The sequence below is a fragment of the Bradyrhizobium sp. LA6.1 genome (assembly GCF_040547805.1).
GTDB classification, from domain to species: Bacteria; Pseudomonadota; Alphaproteobacteria; order Rhizobiales; family Xanthobacteraceae; genus Bradyrhizobium; species Bradyrhizobium barranii.
The window spans coordinates 75,376-93,648 of sequence record NZ_JBEPQK010000012.1; the positions used below are offsets into that span (position 1 = coordinate 75,376).

General features: G+C 65.1%; 18 protein-coding genes. 9 read left to right on the forward strand and 9 right to left on the reverse strand.

The annotated features are described in order from the left end of the window. Nucleotides 1-144: 144 nt before the first annotated feature. Nucleotides 145-2,424, forward strand: coding sequence for a fused MFS/spermidine synthase (locus ABIB99_RS26795; RefSeq protein WP_063981553.1), 2,280 nt, complete (start codon nucleotides 145-147; stop codon nucleotides 2,422-2,424). A gap of 141 nt (nucleotides 2,425-2,565) precedes the next feature. Here ABIB99_RS26795 and ABIB99_RS26800 read toward each other — a convergent pair whose 3' ends face one another. Next, nucleotides 2,566-3,549: a glycerophosphodiester phosphodiesterase gene (locus ABIB99_RS26800; protein ID WP_063986145.1), complete on the reverse strand. Its 984-nt coding sequence runs from the start codon at nucleotides 3,547-3,549 to the stop codon at nucleotides 2,566-2,568. A gap of 142 nt (nucleotides 3,550-3,691) precedes the next feature. Here ABIB99_RS26800 and ABIB99_RS26805 point away from each other — a divergent pair, with 142 nt between their 5' ends. Next, nucleotides 3,692-4,954 carry a hypothetical protein gene (locus ABIB99_RS26805; RefSeq protein WP_063981554.1) on the forward strand — a complete coding sequence of 421 codons (1,263 nt, stop codon included), beginning with the start codon at nucleotides 3,692-3,694 and terminating at the stop codon, nucleotides 4,952-4,954. A 2-nt stretch (nucleotides 4,955-4,956) separates the two neighbouring features. Here ABIB99_RS26805 and ABIB99_RS26810 read toward each other — a convergent pair whose 3' ends face one another. Continuing rightward, nucleotides 4,957-5,739, reverse strand: a complete 783-nt coding sequence (locus ABIB99_RS26810) for a L,D-transpeptidase (RefSeq protein WP_063981555.1) — start codon at nucleotides 5,737-5,739, stop codon at nucleotides 4,957-4,959. Between the two features lie 327 nt (nucleotides 5,740-6,066). Between ABIB99_RS26810 and ABIB99_RS26815 the strand changes: the two genes are divergently transcribed. Further along, complete coding sequence (locus ABIB99_RS26815) at nucleotides 6,067-6,390, forward strand: hypothetical protein (protein WP_063981556.1); 324 nt, start codon at nucleotides 6,067-6,069, stop codon at nucleotides 6,388-6,390. 116 nt (nucleotides 6,391-6,506) lie between these two features. Here the strand turns inward: ABIB99_RS26815 and ABIB99_RS26820 are convergent, their stop codons facing one another. Both ABIB99_RS26820 and ABIB99_RS26825 read right to left on the reverse strand, forming a co-directional pair. Beyond that, on the reverse strand, nucleotides 6,507-7,268 hold the full coding sequence (locus ABIB99_RS26820; protein WP_028147642.1) for an ABC transporter permease: 762 nt from the start codon (nucleotides 7,266-7,268) through the stop codon (nucleotides 6,507-6,509). After that, entirely contained in the window at nucleotides 7,265-8,188 is a 924-nt protein-coding gene (locus ABIB99_RS26825) for an ABC transporter ATP-binding protein (protein WP_028147643.1), read from the reverse strand. The genes ABIB99_RS26820 and ABIB99_RS26825 overlap by 4 nt, the downstream gene beginning before the upstream one ends. A gap of 290 nt (nucleotides 8,189-8,478) precedes the next feature. On the opposite strand from ABIB99_RS26825, the gene ABIB99_RS26830 reads away from it, so the two are divergent. Continuing rightward, complete coding sequence (locus ABIB99_RS26830; RefSeq protein WP_166101856.1) at nucleotides 8,479-9,207, forward strand: hypothetical protein; 729 nt, start codon at nucleotides 8,479-8,481, stop codon at nucleotides 9,205-9,207. Between the two features lie 35 nt (nucleotides 9,208-9,242). On the opposite strand, the gene ABIB99_RS26835 is transcribed toward ABIB99_RS26830, so the two are convergent. Beyond that, a complete protein-coding gene (locus ABIB99_RS26835; protein WP_354178221.1) occupies nucleotides 9,243-10,421 on the reverse strand; it encodes a cytochrome P450 in 1,179 nt (392 codons plus the stop codon). 16 nt (nucleotides 10,422-10,437) lie between these two features. Continuing rightward, nucleotides 10,438-11,646: an ABC transporter substrate-binding protein gene (locus ABIB99_RS26840; protein ID WP_354178223.1), complete on the reverse strand. Its 1,209-nt coding sequence runs from the start codon at nucleotides 11,644-11,646 to the stop codon at nucleotides 10,438-10,440. Between the two features lie 103 nt (nucleotides 11,647-11,749). Between ABIB99_RS26840 and ABIB99_RS26845 the strand changes: the two genes are divergently transcribed. Then, nucleotides 11,750-12,229: a MarR family winged helix-turn-helix transcriptional regulator gene (locus ABIB99_RS26845; protein WP_063986146.1), complete on the forward strand. Its 480-nt coding sequence runs from the start codon at nucleotides 11,750-11,752 to the stop codon at nucleotides 12,227-12,229. Between the two features lie 9 nt (nucleotides 12,230-12,238). Here the strand turns inward: ABIB99_RS26845 and ABIB99_RS26850 are convergent, their stop codons facing one another. Beyond that, nucleotides 12,239-12,916, reverse strand: coding sequence for a TetR/AcrR family transcriptional regulator (locus ABIB99_RS26850; protein WP_063981560.1), 678 nt, complete (start codon nucleotides 12,914-12,916; stop codon nucleotides 12,239-12,241). Between the two features lie 172 nt (nucleotides 12,917-13,088). On the opposite strand from ABIB99_RS26850, the gene ABIB99_RS26855 reads away from it, so the two are divergent. The 4 genes from ABIB99_RS26855 to ABIB99_RS26870 all read left to right on the forward strand — a co-directional run bounded on the left by ABIB99_RS26855 (nucleotide 13,089) and on the right by ABIB99_RS26870 (nucleotide 15,802). Beyond that, nucleotides 13,089-13,952 carry a DUF3313 domain-containing protein gene (locus tag ABIB99_RS26855; protein ID WP_354178390.1) on the forward strand — a complete coding sequence of 288 codons (864 nt, stop codon included), beginning with the start codon at nucleotides 13,089-13,091 and terminating at the stop codon, nucleotides 13,950-13,952. A 62-nt stretch (nucleotides 13,953-14,014) separates the two neighbouring features. Continuing rightward, the gene (locus ABIB99_RS26860; protein ID WP_063981562.1) at nucleotides 14,015-14,269 is read left to right on the forward strand and encodes a hypothetical protein; all 255 of its coding nucleotides are present in this window, start codon (nucleotides 14,015-14,017) and stop codon (nucleotides 14,267-14,269) included. A 156-nt stretch (nucleotides 14,270-14,425) separates the two neighbouring features. Then, nucleotides 14,426-14,713, forward strand: coding sequence for a hypothetical protein (locus ABIB99_RS26865; RefSeq protein ID WP_063986147.1), 288 nt, complete (start codon nucleotides 14,426-14,428; stop codon nucleotides 14,711-14,713). A 141-nt stretch (nucleotides 14,714-14,854) separates the two neighbouring features. Then, entirely contained in the window at nucleotides 14,855-15,802 is a 948-nt protein-coding gene (locus tag ABIB99_RS26870; RefSeq protein ID WP_063981563.1) for a LysM peptidoglycan-binding domain-containing protein, read from the forward strand. A gap of 55 nt (nucleotides 15,803-15,857) precedes the next feature. On the opposite strand, the gene ABIB99_RS26875 is transcribed toward ABIB99_RS26870, so the two are convergent. Both ABIB99_RS26875 and ABIB99_RS26880 read right to left on the reverse strand, forming a co-directional pair. Continuing rightward, nucleotides 15,858-16,931, reverse strand: coding sequence for a tartrate dehydrogenase (locus ABIB99_RS26875; protein ID WP_063981564.1), 1,074 nt, complete (start codon nucleotides 16,929-16,931; stop codon nucleotides 15,858-15,860). A gap of 21 nt (nucleotides 16,932-16,952) precedes the next feature. Then, nucleotides 16,953-18,251 carry an MFS transporter gene (locus ABIB99_RS26880; RefSeq protein WP_063986148.1) on the reverse strand — a complete coding sequence of 433 codons (1,299 nt, stop codon included), beginning with the start codon at nucleotides 18,249-18,251 and terminating at the stop codon, nucleotides 16,953-16,955. Nucleotides 18,252-18,273: the final 22 nt, after the last annotated feature.

Consider the following 18,273-nt stretch of genomic DNA (forward strand, 5'->3'; position numbering starts at 1 on the left):
TGGTCCGAAGGACCAGACCCGGAATGACATCTGTATATCAAGCAATCGTCGCTGCAACATCACGAGACCCTTTATTGCCCGTTCATGCGCCCTGTGCTCCATTGCGCGCGTCCGGCGCCCGCCGGGGTTTGAGCCGGAGCTTCCATGGATTCGATCGTGCAACCCGCCGCCACGGAGCAGCCGTCCTCGTCGCGCAACCGGCTGCTGCTGACGGTCTACACCGCCGCGATCTTCGTCAGCGCGCTGCTGCTGTTCTCGGTGCAGCCGCTGTTCGCCAAGATGGTGCTGCCGCGGCTCGGCGGCTCGCCGGCAGTGTGGTCGGTGGCGATGGTGTTCTTCCAGTCGCTGCTGCTGGCGGGCTATGCCTATGCGCATCTCTTGATGCAGATCAGGAATCGCATCGTTCCGGTCGCGGTGCATCTGGTTTTGCTGATCGCAGCCTTCGCCACGCTGCCGCTCGGCGTCGCCACGGCCTACGGCGATCCACCGGCCTCCGGCTATGCGTTCTGGCTGCTCGGCCTGTTCGTGGTCTCGATCGGCCTGCCGTTCTTCGCGCTCGCAGCCAACAATCCGCTGCTGCAGGCCTGGTTCGTCCGCACCGGCCATCCTGCCGGACACGATCCCTATTTCCTCTATGCATCCTCCAACATCGGCAGCTTCCTCGCGCTGTTGTCCTATCCGTTCCTGCTGGAGCCGATTTTCACGCTGCACACGCAGAACCGGTTCTGGACCCTTGGCTATGGCCTCCTGATCCTCCTGATCGCCGCCTGCGGCGTGCTGCTGCTGCGTTCGCCGAAGCTGGCCGTGGTCGACGCAAAGACCGAGGACGTCAATGCGCCGGCGCCAGGCATCGTGACGCGGCTGCGCTGGATCTTCCTCGCCGCAGTGCCGTCCGGCCTGCTGATCGCCGTCACGGCACACATCTCGACCGACGTCGCGGCGGCGCCGTTGCTCTGGGTGCTGCCGCTGTCGCTGTATCTGCTCACCTGGGTGGTGGTGTTCCAGTCGCGGCCGCTGCTGCCGCACAAATGGATGCTGATGCTCCAGCCGGTCGCGATCGCGGGCGTCATCGTCCTGCTGGCGTTCGGCGGCGAACAGAATCTGCTGCTGACCCTCGGCGGCCACCAACTGTGCTTCTTCGTCATCGCCATGGCCTGCCATGGCGAGCTGGCGCGGACACGGCCGGCCGCCAAATATCTCACGGGCTTCTATGTCGCGCTGTCGTTCGGCGGCATGGTCGGCGGCCTCTTTGCCGGCCTCGTTGCTCCATTCACCTTCTCCTGGATCGCCGAATACCCGATCCTGGTCGCGCTCGCCGCGCTGTGCCGGCCGCCGGCGAACGAGCGGCTGGCGGGCATCGTTAGATGGTACTGGCTGGCACTCGCCGTGCTCGCGGTGGCGCTGGTCGCGCCGTCTTACATGACCGGCGATCTCTCGACCTGGTTCGAGGATCATCGCGTCTGGGTCGCGGGGGCCGTCGGCGTGCTCGCGGCACTTCTGGCGCTCGCGCTCAACGCCAGCCGCTGGAAGATCTTCGCCACCGCCGCGCTCGCGCTGGCGTTGATCCGCGTCTATCCGGCGGACGAAGGCCGCGTCACGACGGTGCGCAGCTTCTTCGGCGTGCACAAGATCGTGGTGACGCCCGGCGGCTACTTCCATGTGCTGATGCACGGCACCACGATCCACGGCGCCGAGCGCTTCCGCAACAATGACGGCACGCCGGTCGTCGGCCGGCCCGAGCCGATCACCTATTACCACAAGGACGGCGGTATCGGTCAGGCCATCACCGCGATCCGCGAGCGCAAGGGCGCGCCGCTGAAGGTTGCGGCAATCGGCGTCGGATCGGGCACGCTCGCCTGTGCCGCCGAGCCCGGCGAAAGCTGGACCTTCTTCGAGATCGACCAGTCCATGGTCGACGCGGCGAGCGATCCGAAGAACTTTCGCTACATATCGAGCTGCATGCCGGGCCTGAAGCCGGTGATCGGCGATGCTCGCCTCACCTTCGCGAAAGAGCCCGACGGCGCTTATGACCTGATCATCGTCGACGCCTATTCGTCGGATGCGATCCCGATTCATCTCGCCACCGAAGAGGCGATGGGTATCTACAAGGACAAGCTGGCGCCGCACGGCGCCGTGGTGATGCACGTCTCCAACCGGCACCTCGATCTCGAGACCGTCGTGGTCGGCATCGCCGATGCCAACGATCTGAAGAGCTGGGTCTTCAACGAGGATTCCGGACGCGACGGGGACTACATCTTCTCGACCGACGTCGTCATCTCCGCGCGCGAGGAGGCCGACGTCGGCCGGCTCGCCTCCTCCAAGTCATGGGAGCAGACCGAAGCCGACGACCGGGTGCGGGTCTGGACCGACGACTATTCCAATATTTTGGGCGCGCTGTACCGGCGTCTGCGGGATGGGGAGTAGGGCTGCTACGACACCATCGCGCGCCGCGGACGCTGCGCAGCGCGTAGCGGTGCGCTGCAGAGCCGGGGCCTACGTTTCTGGGTCCCGGCTCTGCGTCGCGTTATTTCATGCCGCGCCGCGTCCGGGACACGAGATCGAGCGCTACGGCACGACCGGCGTTCCCGCCGGCAATGCAATTCCCTTCTCGCCCGCGACTTGCCGCAGCAGGTCCGGCCTGTCCGAGATGATGCCGTCGACGCCGAGCTCGATCATGCGCGCCATGTCCTCGCGCTTGTTGACGGTCCAGACCACGATACGCAGTCCGAGCGTGTGTGCCTCCGAGACGACCGCCTCGGTTACATCGCCGAAATAGGGCGACCAGACCGTGCCGCCCGCAGCCTTGATCGTCCGCGGCAGCGAGCCGCCGTGATCGGCCGGGCTGAAACCCGCCGTCCAGTTCGTCGCCTTGTCCAACGCCACCGTCTGGCCCGAGCCGCGCTGGAGCGTCAGGTAGACCGTCGGAATCGTGGGCGCCTGCTGCTGGACGAGCAACAGGGTCCGCCAGTCGAACGACTGGATCATGACGCGATCGGAAAATCCTTCGGCCTCGATCAGCTGGAGCAGCTTTGCGACAAAGCCTCGCGGATCGAGCGACTCGTCCGGATGGTTTGGATCGATCTTGGTCTCGATGTTGAAACGCACGCGCGTGTTGCCGGCCTTGCGCACCAGCGCGAACAGCTCGCCCAGGGTGGGAATGCGTGTCCCTGGCACGGCCCGCTGGTCGGGGAATTGCTTCGCGTAGGAACTGTCGGGCCGGATCTGGCCGACGTCATAGGTCCTGACGTCGGCCAACCGCAGCTTCACGAACGGTGTACCGGGCGCGGCGACATAAGCGCCGCCTGCATCGCGCGCGAGGTCGGGATTGAGCCCGCGTTCATGCGACACGACGACCTCGCCATCCGCGGTCACGCCGGCGTCGAGCTCCAGCGTGTCCACGCCCATCGACAGCGCGTTGGCGAAGGCCGGCAGGGTGTTTTCCGGCAACAGCGCGCGCCCGCCGCGATGCGCCTCGAGATCAAAGGCCATGGCTTGTCCCGCAGTGAGAACCGAGAGCACGATCAGGATTGTCGCGGCACGTGACGGCATCAAGGTTCGCAGCCCAGGTGAAAAGAGGAGCTTATGAAATCTTCGCCCGGTTCGTCCAGCCTCGTGGTCGACAGGTGCTTGACGGCGGCCGGGGAAGGCGGAAACTGGCTCTCAAAAAACAACGGTTCAGGGAGCCATTCATATGCGGCTTATCTTCATCGCAACGATGGCGATTCTCATGGTCGGACAGGCGCTAGCCAAGGATGTGCTCTCGGGTGCGAGCCTCTACGAAGATGTGGCGCGCTATGCGTCCTTCGGTCTGCACCGCTTCGGCTCGGCGGGCGATCGCGCGACGGCCGACTGGATCGCCGGCGAGATGAAGCAGGCGGGTTTCGAAATCAGCTTCCAGCCCGTCGTGCTCGGGCGGCAATATGTCGTCGAGCGGGCCAGCGCTGAAGCTGCCGGCATCTCTGTCGAGGCGACGCCATTCTGGTGGCCGCCGGAGGACAAGGCCAGCTTCCATCTCGCCGCGCCGCTCGCGCGCGATGGCGATGTCACCGGCAAGATCCTTCTGCTCGATCTGCCGTTCGATCGCGGCGCCTATCTGGGGCCGACCCATCGTACGGCGATCGCGGAAGCCGCGGCAAGGAAGCCGGCGGCCATCCTGCTGATGATCGGCAACCCCGCCGATGACCGCTTCGCCTATAACGTCACGCAGGAGGATGCGCCCTGGCCGGTGCCGGTGATCGTGGTCGGCGCGGCGTCGCGAGCGGTGTTCGAGCGCGCGCTCGCCTCAGGCGCGCGCGTCACCTTCGACGTCAAGGGCCATTACGAGCGCGATGTTGTTGGCCGCAACGTCATCGCCGAGATCGGGGCCGGCCGTGGGCCGGTCATCGTCGTCTCGACGCCGATGACCGGCTGGTACTCGTGCGTCTGCGAGCGCGGCCCCGGCATCGCCAACTTTCTCGCGCTGGCGCGCACCGTCGCCGCCGAGAAATGGCCGGCGCATCTTGTTTTCATCGCCACCGCCGGCCACGAGATCGGCCATGGCGGCATGGAACTGTTTTTGAAGCACGGAGCGCCGGCACCGAAGGACACGCTGGCGTGGATTCATTTCGGTTCGTCGAACGCCTGCTATGCCTTCGCGGAAGGCGCCCGCACCGATCGGCCCGAGCAAGAGCGTTATCTCGTGCTGAGCAAATCCGCCGTCGCACTGACCGACGAGGCTTTTGCGAATGTCGAGGCCAAGCGCCTGGTGACGGAGAAGCAGGCGGTCGGTGAGCTGCGCGATGTGCACGCGGCGGGCTACGCCAATTTCCTCGGCATGGCTGGGCGCCATCGGACGTTTCATACGCCGTCGGACGATCTCGCCGCGACCGGGCCCGAGATCCTCGAGCCGGTCGCGCGTGCCTTCGTCGATGCTGTGCGAAAGATCGTCGAACGCGGCAACGCCGCGTTTCGGTAGCGTCAGTTCTGATAGTAACCGCGCGGCTGATAGTATTGCCGGGGCTGTGGCTGATAGTAGCCCTGCTGGCCGTAGCCTTGATTGTAGTACTGCTGCGGCTGCTGCTGCTGCTGATAGACCTGTGCGTCATACAGCGGGCGGCTAGCCGAGCGCGGCGCGGGATAGCGCGTGCCGGTGTCGCTGCCGTCGGCCGGGTAGATGTAATTGTCGTCCTGCGGCATGTAGCGGCGGGCGGGCTGCGCCGGCGGTGCGAGATTCACGGGATCGCCTGAGGTGGCGTACTGCTCTTCGGCCGGCTGCGGCGCGCGGGCCACTGCTGTGGGGTTGCGGCCGCGCGGGTTGCGGGCCAGAGCCACCTGGGCCGAGCCGGTCAGCGTCACCGTGGTGTTGAGCACGCCCTGCTGCTGCACCAGCGCATAGAGCGTCGAGGCATTCTGACGCGACAGTCGCACGCAGCCGTGCGACGCCGGCGAGCCGAGGCGGCTGACCGAGTCGGTGCCGTGGATGGCGTGCCCGACCTTGGTGAAGAAGATCGCGTGCGGCATCGGCGCGTCGTCGAATTCCTTGGAGTAGTGATCCTCTTCCATGCGAAAGGCGCGGAAGGCGCCGCCCGGCGTTTCGCGCGAGGGGATGCCGGTTGACACCGGCCAGCGATAGCGCGCGACGCCGTCAACGGCGACGGTCATCTGCTGATTGTCCTTGTCGACGGTGATCTCGACCTTGGCCTGGGCGGCGCCCGCGCTCAAAAACATCAATGAGGAAAAAGCGATGAAAAAAGAACGCATCTGGAAACGCATTTGAGTTCTGGCCTCCGGCCTGTTCACGCTAGGCGCCGCGGCTCTCCGTCCCCCGGCGTGCAATATGCCTGCAATCCGGCTTTCGTTCCAGCGGGCTGCCCCTCCATCGTTAACGCGATGCCGGGCGTAAGCAAGGCCGCTTTGTGCCGCGTGGCTGGCGGCGGCGCTGACATTTTCGCGAGCGTGCCGAGCAGTCACAACGCCGACAATTCGTCACAAAGGCGCAACCATTCGGCCGCTTCAGGCGTTGATCGTGGCTGCCCTCGACGGGCGGCTTCCGCTGCCCTTTCCCCTTTAATTCCCTTGGGACCGAAGATGAACAAAGCCCGTATCGCCGCCGCGCAATTGCCGGCCGGTTTGCCCATCCGCCTGCTGTTCGCAGCCACCGCCATCCTGCTCGCGCTGTTGTCGCTGCCGCAACCCGGCCACGCCCAGGGCATCGTGCGCGGCGCCCAGGAAGGCTCCTATGAAGGCAACCGGATCGCCGGGCCTGTCGGTGGCGTGGTTGGCGGCGCGGTGGGCGCCGGTGTTGGAGGGGCCGTCGGTGCGGTGGAGGGCGTGTTCGGTATTCCGCATCACCGCCACTACCGCTGCCGCGGCTACTATGACGGCTACCATCGCTTCCACTGCTACAGGTAAGTCCACCATCGTCATTCCGGGGCGCCCGAAGGGCGAGCCCGGAATCCATTCATCCACCAACTCTGCCGCCCGATGGATTCCGGGCTCGCGACTTCGTCGCGCCCCGGAATGACAGCTCAGTTCTTCAGCCGGTACCCGGTGCGGAAAATCCACCAGATCACGGCGAGGCAGATCACCAGGAACGCCGTCGTCATGCAGATGCTGACGGACACGCTGACATCCGCAATCTCGTAGAAACTCCAGCGGAAGCCCGAGATCAGATAGACGACCGGGTTCAGCAGCGCCACCGTGCGCCAGCCTGCCGGCAGCATGTCGATGGAATAGAAGCTGCCGCCGAGGAAGGTCAGCGGCGTCACCACCAGCATCGGGATCATCTGGAGTTTTTCGAAGCCGTCGGCCCAGATGCCGATGATGAAGCCGAACAGGCTGAACGTCACCGCCGTCAGCACCAGGAAGGTCAGCATCCAGACCGGATGATGGATGTGCAGCGGCACGAACAGGCCGGCGGTGGCGAGAATGATCAGGCCGAGAATGATCGACTTCGTCGCGGCGGCGCCGACATAGCCGAGCACGATCTCGCCATAGGAAATTGGCGCCGACAGGATTTCGTAGATCGTGCCGGTGAATTTCGGAAAGTAGATGCCGAAGGAAGCGTTGGCGATGCTCTGCGTCAGCACCGAGAGCATGATCAGGCCCGGCACGATGAAGGTGCCGTAGCTGACGCCCTCGACCTGGCTGATGCGCGAGCCGATCGCGGCACCGAACACCACGAAATAGAGCGAGGTCGAGACGACAGGCGAGACGATGCTTTGCAGCAGCGTACGCCAGGTGCGCGCCATTTCGAACAGATAGATGGCGCGGATGGCGCGATGGTTCATGACGTCCTCACGAGGTCGACGAAGATGTCCTCGAGCGACGATTGCGTCGTGTCGAGATCGTTGAAGCGGATGCCGGCGTTGCGGAGGTCGCTGAGCAGGCTGGTGATGCCGGTGCGCTCGCCCTTGGTGTCGTAGTCGTAGACGAGCGTCGCGCCGCCGTCGCAGACGTCGAGCTCGTAATGGCTGAGGCTGTCCGGCAGCGTCGTGACCTTGCCCTGCAGATGCAGCGTCAACCGCTTCTTGCCGAGCTTCTCCATCAACGTCGCCTTGTCCTCGACCAGCACGATCTCGCCCTTGTTGATGACGCCGATGCGGTCGGCCATCTCCTCGGCTTCCTCGATGTAGTGCGTGGTCAGGATGATGGTGACGCCGGATTGCTGCAGGGTGCGCACCACCTCCCACATGCCCTTGCGCAGCTCGACGTCGACGCCGGCGGTCGGCTCGTCCAGGAACAGGATCTGCGGCTCGTGCGACAGCGCCTTCGCGATCATCACGCGGCGCTTCATGCCGCCGGAGAGCGTGATGATCTTGTTGTCCTTCTTGTCCCAGAGCGAGAGGTCCTTCAGCACCTTCTCGATATGGGCGGGGTTCTTCGGCTTGCCGAACAGGCCGCGGGAGAAGCTCACCGTCGCCCACACGCTCTCGAAGGCGTCGGTGTGCAATTCCTGGGGCACGAGGCCGATCAGCGAGCGGGCCTTGCGGTACGACGTCTGGATGTTCTCGCCGCCGACGAGGACCGTGCCTTCGCTTGGGTTGGCGATGCCGCAGATGATCGAGATCAGCGTGGTCTTGCCGGCGCCGTTGGGGCCGAGCAGCGCAAAAATCTCGCCGCGCTTGATGTCGAGATTGACGTTCTTGAGCGCCTTGAAGCCGGACCCGTAGGTCTTCGACAAATTGGCGACGGAAATGATGGAGGACATGATGGCCGCAGGGCTGAAAGGTAAAGACTGGGGAGGGGGAGGCTGGAACCGTCCGGGGAGGAGGTCAGCGGAGCCCTGAAATAGGAATGCACTTGCCCGGCCGCAATTGGCCGGAGAAAAATGGTCTCAAAACAGCCCCTTCGGTGGCAGGTTCCGGGCAAGTGTTGCGCGAGGGTCACGACTTGCGGCTAAGATTGCCGCTCACGCGCCTCTTTGTTGCGTCTGCGAGCAGGCCGTGGCTACGATTCCGGCCAATCGCAAAGCGTATCGTCCCCAGGGAAAACATCGAGATGAGACCGAACGGCCGTCACACCGCCGGCGCCAGCCAGTTGCCCGCCCTCCGTGTGTGGGCGATCTGCCTGCTCCTGCTGTCAGCTGTTGCCATTAGCCCGACCACCGCCAGGGCGGCGCCGAGCCAGTCCGCGGCCGCGACCACCCATGTCTACCTGCTCCGCGGCGTGCTCAACATCTTCTCGCTCGGGCTCGATACGATCGGCTCCCGCCTCCAGGCGCAGGGCGTCCAGGTGACCGTCGCGAACTTCGTGTCCTGGTCCTCGCTCGCTGATGAGGCCGCGGCCAACTACAGGGCCGGTCGCGTCAAGACCATTGTCCTGGTCGGCCATTCCTCCGGCGCGACCGCGCTGCCGGACATGATCGCCAAGCTCAACCAGCTCGGGGTGCCCGTGAAGCTCGCGATCGGCCTCGATTCCGTATTCAAGACCAGGCTGTCGACCGGCGCCGAGCGCTACATCAACATCTATATCGGCGATGGTCCCGGTGAGCCGGTGCGCGCCGCGGCTGGCCTCCGCGGCAAGCTCGACAATGTCGACGTCCGCGGCACCGGCGTCGGCCACATCTCGATCGACAAGAACGAGGCGATCCAGCGCCGCGTCATCGGCGAGATCGACGCCGCCATCTTGCGCTCGCGCGCCCCGGCAGGTCCGGTCGCCGAACCCGGCGCACCCAGGGCCCCGCGGCAGGCGCGCTCGGCGGCGGCGACGGCGCCGGCCAGGAACTGAGGGCGCGTCGCGCCCGCAGCACCGCGTGATGCCGCCTAAGCGGCGGTCACGCGGACCGGCATGCTCTCCAGCCCGCGCAGGGAATTGTTGAGCCTGCGTTTCGGCTCTGCCGTGAGCTCGATGGTCTTCACGCGTCTTGCGAGCTCGCCGAAGATCAATTCGCCTTCCAGACGCGCGATCATCTGGCCGACGCAGGCGTGAATGCCGGCGCCGAAGCCGACATGTCCGGTCGCACTTCGTTCGACATCGAAGCGGTCGGGTTTGTCCCACCGCGCCGGATCGCGGTTGGCGGAGGCCATGAACAGCAGCACCTTGCGGTGCGCGGGGATCACGCCGCCGCCGATCTCGACATCGCGCGAGGTGGTGCGAAAGAATGTCTGCACCGGTGAGTCGTAGCGCAATCCCTCCTCGAAAGCGTTGCGCGCCAGCTCCGGCTTGTGGTGCAGCTTGCGATATTCATCCGGGTGCGTGGCGAGTGCCAGCAGGGTGTTGCCGATGCCGTTGACGGTGGTGTCGATCCCGGCGGTGAGGAACGGCCGCACCAGATGCGTTGCTTCGTGCTCGGTGATCTCGCCGTCGTCGGCCGCCTGGTAGATCATCATGCCGAGCCCGTCGGGCTGCAACGCGTCCCGGGCGCAGCATTCCATGATCCAGCTCTGTGCGGCGAGGCCCGCCTTGCGCGATGTGGCCAGCATTTCGTTCTCCGGGCCAAAGCTGTCGAACACGAAGGTGCTCCAGGCGAGCAGCTTCTCGCGGCCATCCGGCCGGATGCCGATCGCATCCGGAAACACTTTCATGGGATAGGCTTCCGCAAGATCGGCCACGGCATCGAAGGTGCCTTTGTCGATCAGCTCCGAGACCTTCCTCTCCGCCTCCTGCTGAAACGTCTCGCGCAGCTTCCTTGCGACGCCCGGGGACAGGGTGCGGCCGAGGACGCGGCGGCCCTTGTCATGATCGGGAGGATCGATCTGGAGTGTCAGCGGTTTCGGCAGGGCAGGATTCATCCCGTGAAGCCCGACACCCTCGCCGCTGATGAACGTCTTCCAGTCCTTCAGGGCCGGCTCGACTTCGGCATAGCCTGCCATGGCCCACACGCCATACCGCTCCAGCGCGAACGCAGGCCCGAGCGCGCGCAGCGCTTCATAGGCGGGATAGGGGTCCATCAGGAAGTCAGGCGCGAACGGGTCGACCGGACTGGATGCAATGCCGCTCATGGTCAGCTCCCGGCCGTTATTGCGTGGTCAGCGGACACTTGCCTTCGCTCTCCGAGCGGAATGCGTCCTCGCCCTTGATCGTGGCGACGACCTTCAGCAGGTCCCAGGCCGAATTCGACTCCTCGGGCGCCTTGACCTGGAGCAAATAGAGCGGGTGGATATTGCGTCCGTCCTTGCGGATGTAGCCCTTGCCGAACAGCGGATCATCGGTCGGCATCTCCTTCATCGCCGCGACGACGGCCTTGCCGTCCTTGGCGCCGCCGACCTTGTCGACCGCCTTGAGGTAGTGAATGACCGAGGCATAGACGCCGGCCTGCATGTCGTTGGGATAAGCCTTCGAGGGGATGCGCTCGGCGAAGCGTTTGGCGAAAGCCCGCGTGCCGTCGTTCAGATCCCAGTAGAACGGGTTCATGATCTGCGCGCCCTGCGCAAACTTCAGTCCGAGTGAGGGAAGGCCGTTCATCCCCAGGATCAATCCGACCAGCTTGTGGTCCTTGGTCAGCCCGAACTCGGCGGCCTGCTTCATCGAGGTGATGGTATCGTCGCCGGCATTGGCGAAGCCGACGACGTTCGCGCCCGAAGCCTGGGCCTGGAGCAGGAAGGAGGCGTAGTCGGCCGTTCCCAGCGGATGCCGCACTCTGCCGAGCACCTCGCCGCCGGACGCTTTCACGGCCTCCGCGGCCTGCCTCTCCAGATCGTGACCGAACGCGTAGTCGGCGGTGATGAAGAACCACTTCTTGCCGCCTTGCTGCACGATCGCCTTGCCGAGGCCGCGCCCATAGGCATAGGTGTCGTAGGTCCAGTGCACGGTATTCGGCGTGCATTTCTCGCCGGTGAGCAGCACCGTGCCGGCCCCCGATCCGACGAAGACCTTGTTCTTCTCGGCACTCATGCCGGCGACGGCGAGCGCGATCGACGAGTTGGGGATATCGAAGATCGCGTCGACGCCGTCATTCTCGTACCAGCGCCTGGCGATGCCGATCCCGATGTCCGTCTTGTTCTGATGGTCGGCCGCGACGACCTCGACAGGTTTGCCGGCGGCCTTGCTGCCATAATCCTCGACCGCCATTTTTGCGGCGACGACCGAGCCGATACCCTGATAGCTCGCGAACGGACCGGATTGGTCGTTCAGGATGCCGATCTTCACGGCATCCTGGGCAAAGCCCGGCGCGGCAACCAGCATCGAAGCCAAAATGCACAATTTGTGCAGGAATTTGCTGTTCATTGTGTCCCTCCCATATGCGGTCTTGGTGCCGCTAAATAATAGTTATATTTTATAGCTATTTTTGAGAGTGTCAATTCGGCTGTGGCCGCCGCGGATGAGGATCATGAGTTCGAGAACCGTAAGACCCGGGTTGAAGTCCGATCAGCAGCCGGAGAAATCGCTGGACCTGCGCGCGCTCCGGCGGACGCCCGGCTTCATGCTGCGCCTCGCGCAATTGAAGTTTTTCGAAGGCTTTTACGAGGAGTTCGCCGCGTTGGGCCTGACCCCGGCGACCTATGCGATCTTCGCCGTCATTCGTGACAATCCCGGCGTGCCGCCGAGCAGCCTCGCCAGCCTGCTTCGGCTGCGCCTGCCGAACCTGATCAAGATCCTGAATGAGCTTGAATCGTCCGGCTTCATCAAGCGCAACCGCTCGAAGGCGGACCGCCGTGCCGTCGAGCTGATGCTGACGCCGAAGGGCGCAAAGCTCATTGCCGAGGGGGCAAGGCTGACGGAGCCCTACAACGAAAAGATGCTGGCCCCGCTCAGCGCGGCCGAGCAGCGCATGCTGCTGGAATTGCTGAACCGGCTCCTGCCGCTCTAGGGGCGGGCTCTATCGCTTCCTGACCAGCTTCAGGGGACGACCGGTCTTCTGAATGCGGGGCTTGATCGCAACGCTCTGCGCGTCGGGCGGGTTCAGGAAGCGGACGAGCATCGTTCTCAGATGCTCTACGCTCTGCTTGATATCCAGCTTCGGATTGCGGATCGGCATGGCGCGTGATCCGTCGACGAGGGCGATCAGGATGTTTGCCGTCGCGTCCGGATCGAGTCCCGGATCCACCCGTCCCCGGTCTTGCGCCTGGCGCAGGAAATCGCTCCACATGCGGCGGACCGCCCCGGTGTGGCGTTCGATGATCTCAGCGAATTCGGGATTGCGGGCGGCCTCCGCGAGGCCATCCAGATTGAGGATCTGGGCGGGACGAAATCGCAGGCTGGATTCCTCGATGTCGACGAGCAGCGCCTCGATCACGTCCGGGGCGGCCAGAATTTTTTCGAACTTTTCGGCCGACCGCGCGAGACCGAGGTCGATCATCGCCTCGATGATCGCCTCCTTGCTCGCGAAGTAGTGATAGAGGTGGCCCGGACTGATGCCGGCTTCGGTGCAGATATCTGTCGTGCTAGCGCCGCGGAAGCCGTCCCTGATGAAGCAGCGGATCGCCGCGCCGAGGATTTCCCCGCGCTTCTGCTCATGCTTGACGGGGTCGACTTTCCTCAAACCGGACATCTCCATTCACACTCGCCCCGTTTAGCACGACGATCCGCCACGAGAAAATCAAAATTAGAGAGTTCCATCTATTTATGTTGACGGATGTTGCGAGGCGTGAGAAGTGATTATTAGAGCGATCTCTCTAATAAGCTGCCGATGCGGGAATGGGACTATGCGCTTTCCACGGACGGCCCTGATGGGTGCCGCGCTTGCGCTCGGAGGGTGTGCGACCGCGCCGCTCGAACAGGCCGGCTCGCTCAGGAGCTACGACCGGATGTCGGAAGCGAACGGGCTGGTGACGCGATCGAAGATCCGCGTGAACAAGCAGGTAGTGCTGGCGGCGAAGACGATCCGGATCGCATCGACCGTCTTTCCCGCGCGCACCGATGTCGTGTTGAACGAAAAGGAACGTCGCCTGGTTGCGAACGCCATCAGCCGCGAGCTGTGTCTCCGCTTGAGCGAGCGCTTCCGTATCGTCTCATCCGATGACGACGCCGATCTCACGGTGCAGGCGACGGTGACGCATGCCGCGCCGACCAGCCCGACCGCCTCCGGCGCATCGAAAGCCCTGTCGATAGCCAAGACCGTTGCGCTTCCCGGCGTGCCCGTACCGGTGCCGAGGCTTCCGGTCGGGCTCGGCAGCCTGTCGGTCGAGGCGGAAGCGCGCGATTTTGCAGGATTTCAGAAGGCGGCCATGGTCTGGGCGCGCGGCGCCAACTCGATTACGAACTCTCCGCGGGTCGCCAATGAGGGCGATGCCTACGATCTCGCCGCCGATTTCGGCACGGACTTCGCAAAACTGGTTACGACCGGAGAGTCGCCGTTCGGCGGCATCCCCGCGCTGCCGCCGATGGACAGCATTCCCGTGCGGCTCGGCGGTGCGCCCAAATATGTCGCCTGCGAAGCGTTCGGACGGTTTCCCGGCATCACCGGCATCGCGGGGCAGGGGCTCGGCCTGCCGCCGGCCTGGACCGATTCCGGCGCCAAGGAGAGCCCGGCCAACAATCCGGCCCCGCCGCCTGTGCCCGGAGCGAATTCAGAGCAGGCGCTGACACAGTGATGCGGCTGCGCGCCCCGCAACATCCGAGCTCGACATATTGGTAGCCGATCAGAGTTGATGACATGCTGACATCCGGAATAACTCGCCCTTCCCAACGCGCTTTGCGCCAAAGCGCAGCGCGTGACGATGCGCGCGCGAGCAGCGTTCCCCTGTTCACGGCCGATGAGGCGTGGAGCCGGACCAACGCAGATCGGCATGCAGTCGACGAGAGGGATGACCAGGACTCGATGCTCGAGCCCGGCTTCTGGATGACGGCCCTGGTCGCGGTCCTGCCCACGGTCGCCGGCTGCCTCTATCTCGTCCTGACCCAGGGATGAGGCGCGCAGCGAGCGCGGCACCGGGGACAAGCGATGCATTCACGATATGAGTTGGCGTGCTGCCAGCGAAGGTCCGTCTTCGGCCGCCGCAGATCTCTGGCGGCCTTGTCCGCCGTCTTGACGCTTTTGCTGGCGGGATGCGCATCGAGCGGGAATTTGCCTCCTGTCTATCATCCTCCGCGTCCGCCTGGTGCCAAGGCGGTGCAGGAGGGCGTCAGGAAGGCAGCCGCCGAAGTCAAGCTGACCGGGGGACTCGAGACATCCGCCGTCCGTCCTACCGACCACGGGCCGGCGTCGTATTTCGTCTGCCTGAGGCAGCGCGGTGGTCCGTCCGATAGACACCCGGCCTATTCGGTCTTTTTCGACGATGACGCCTACAAGGGAATCCAGAGCTCGGTGATCCTCGACGCCTGCGAAGCCCAGCCATGGGTTCCCTTCAACTGATGCCGGGGATGTAAGGGGCAGAATGAGAACCTCGACCGACGGGCGTCACGGGCCCGGTTCCGTGCCCCAAAATCCACCCAATCGGTGGTCACTAAGCCCGCGGAGGAGGCCTTTGCCTCCCATGGCGGGACTGCTGGACGGATGATCGATTTGAGGCGGCTAGTCGTGCTGGCAGCGGTTGCGCTGCTCGCCCTAGGCACCGGCATGGCCGTTGCCTCACCTGCGAAGCCGAAGCGCCCCGCGGTCGCGACCGCTGCGCCGCCGCCTCCCGCTCCGCCGGTCGAGCCGCTGCCGCCGCCAAAGATCTACCTGTTCCGCGGCGCCATGGGGCCGATCTTCTCGACCGGCATGGACCGGCTCAGCGAAAAGCTGACGAAGGCCGGCTTCTCGGCCGACGTCTATGAATTCACCATCTGCCGATGGATCGGCGATCGTGTCATCTCCAGCTACAAGGAGAGCCCGGCGCCGATCGTGCTGATCGGCCACTCCATGGGCGGGCTGTGCTCGGTCGTGATCTCCGAGATGGCGGCCAAGGAGAACATCCGGATCAGCCTCGTCATCGCCATCGATTCCGCGCATGCGACCGGCGACGTGCCGCTCAATGTCGAGCGCTTCATCAACATCTTCCTCTCCGACAGCGTGCTCGGCGGCGGCGACGTCGTGGCCGTGCCCGGCTATCGGGGCCATTACGCGAGCTACGACCTCAAGGAGAACAGCCGCGTCTCGCACATCAACATCGAGAAGTCGGACGACATCCATCGCCAGATCATCGAGATGGTGACGCAGCTGCCACGCATCCCCGCGCAGAGCCAGGCCGATGCCGTGCCGCTGCGCTATCTCGTGCCGCCGAACACGCCGGTGGAATTGTGGGACAGCGGCGTGCGGGTGCCGGTGCGCACCGGCGACACCCTGGAGAGCATCGCCGCCGCCCGCCGCGTGCCGCTGTGGACGCTGGCGCAGAGCAACTCGCTGGCGGAGAACGCGCCGCTCACTCCCGGCCAGTCCATCATCGTCCCGCGCCACCTGACGCCGCCGGAGCCTGTGGCCGCGATGGCGGCGCCGGCGCCGCCGCCGCAAGGGCGGAAGTAGTTGATCCACAACTCGTCATGGCCGGGACAAGCCCGGCCATGACGTCGAGTAGCGATTACACGTTCGTCCCGTGGATCGCGTCGATCACGGCGTCCGTGACTTCCTTCGTCGTCGCCTTGCCGCCGACATCGGGCGTCAGCACGCCGGCCGCGCAGACGCGCTCGACCGCCGACATCAGCCGCATTGCCGCGTCCTTCTCGCCGAGATGCTCGAGCATCTGGACGCCGGTCCAGAAGGTCGCGACCGGGTTGGCGATGCCCTTGCCGGTGATGTCGAACGCCGAGCCGTGGATCGGCTCGAACATCGAGGGGAAGCGGCGCTGCGGATCGATGTTGCCGGTCGGCGCCACCCCGAGGCTGCCGGCGAGCGCGCCGGCAAGATCGGAGAGGATGTCGGCGTGGAGGTTGGTCGCGACGATCGTGTCGAGGCTCTTTGGATGCAGTGTCATGCGCACGGTCATGGCGTCGACCAGCATCTTGTCCCAGGTGACGTCGGGGAATTCGGCCGCAACTTCGGCTGCGATCTCGTCCCACATCACCATGCCATGGCGCTGCGCGTTCGACTTGGTCACGACGGTCAGGAATTTGCGCGGGCGTGACTGCGCGAGCTGGAAGGCGTAGCGCATGATGCGGGTGACGCCGACGCGGGTGAACACCGCGACCTCGGTGCCGACTTCTTCCGGCAGGCCCCTGTGCGCACGGCCGCCCATGCCGGCATATTCGCCTTCCGAGTTCTCGCGCACGATCACCCAGTCGAGATCGCCGACGCCGACATTGCGCAGCGGCGAGGCGACGCCCGGCAGGATCTTGGTCGGGCGCACATTGGCGTATTGGTCAAAGCCCTGGCAGATCGGCAGGCGCAGGCCCCACAGCGTGATGTGGTCGGGCACATCAGGCGCGCCGACCGCGCCGAAATAGATCGCGTCGAATTTCTTCAGCTCGGCAAGGCCCTCGGCCGGCATCATCACGCCGTGCTTCTTGTAATAGTCCGAGCCCCAGTCGAACGTCTTGACGTTGAAGGCGAGGTCGCCGCTGCGTTTTGCCAGAGCCTCCAGCACGCGGATTCCGGCCGAGATGACCTCGGGGCCGATGCCGTCGGCGGGAATTGCTGCGATCGAATGGGTGCGCATGAAGATGCTCCGTTTGAGATGTCAGTGGGATTGCGGGACGGGTTCGACGGGCGCGGTCTGCGCGCGCGACAATAGCAGGGTCAGGACCGCGGAGAGAACGAGCAGGCCGCTGACGAAATAGAGTCCGCCGACAAAACTGCCGGTCTGCTCCTTGATCCAGCCGATCATGGCGGGTCCGACGAAGCCGCCGAGATTGCCGATCGAGTTGATGGTGGCGATCCCTGCTGCGGCCGCGGGGCCGGACAGGAACAGCGTCGGCATGCTCCACAGCGGCGGCTTGGCCGAGGAGATGCCGATGTTCACCAGCGCCAGCGCCACCAGCACGGTGACCACGCCGGTTGCAAGCCCGGCAAAGGCGAGCCCCACGGCCGCGAGCAGGCAGGCGAGCACGACGTGCCAGGTGCGCTCGCCGGTGCGGTCCGAATGCCGCGCCCACAGCACCATGGCGACGACGGCGGCGGTTGCCGGCAGCGCATTGAGGAAGCCGACCTGGAGCGTGGACAGGCCGAACTGCTTGATGATCTGCGGCGCCCAGACGCCGAGCGTGTAGAGGCCTGCCGAGGTGCCGAAATAGATGAGCGCGAGCGCCAGCACGCGCGGATCGGCGAGCCCGCGCCAGATGCTGTGGCTCGCGGTCGCGGCCTTGCTGGTGGTTTCCGCATTCATGACATCGACCAGCCATCGCCGCTCGTCGTCCGCGAGCCATTTTGCCTTTTCCGGGCGGTCGGTGAGGAATGCCAGCACAACGAAGCCAAGCAGCACGGCCGGCAGCGCCTCCAGCACGAACAGCCATTGCCAGCCCTTGAAGCCGAACAGGCCATCCATTTCCAGCAGCGCGCCGGAGACGGGCGATCCCAGTACGGTCGACAGCGGCGCCGCCGCCATGAATAGCGCGGTCACCGCGGCGCGCTGGCGCGCCGGGAACCAGTAGGAGAGATAGAGGATGATGCCGGGGAAGAAGCCGGCTTCGGCGACGCCGAGCAGGAAGCGCAGCACATAGAAGCTGGTCGGGCCCTGCACGAAGGCCATCGCGGCCGACACGAGGCCCCAGGTGATCATCACCCGCGCGATCCATATCCGCGCGCCGACCTTGTGCAGGATGATGTTGGAGGGCACCTCGAACAGGAAATAGCCCCAGAAGAAGATGCCGGCGCCGAAGCCGTAGACGGTGGGCGACAGGCCGATGTCCTTGTTCATCGTCAGCGAGGCGAAGCCGATATTGACGCGGTCGATGAAGGCCACGAAGTACAGCAGCATGATGAAGGGAACGATGCGCCAGGTGATCTTGCGCAGCACGCGCGTCTGAATCTCGCTCGCCACCCTGGCCTCCTCGAGTTCCGGT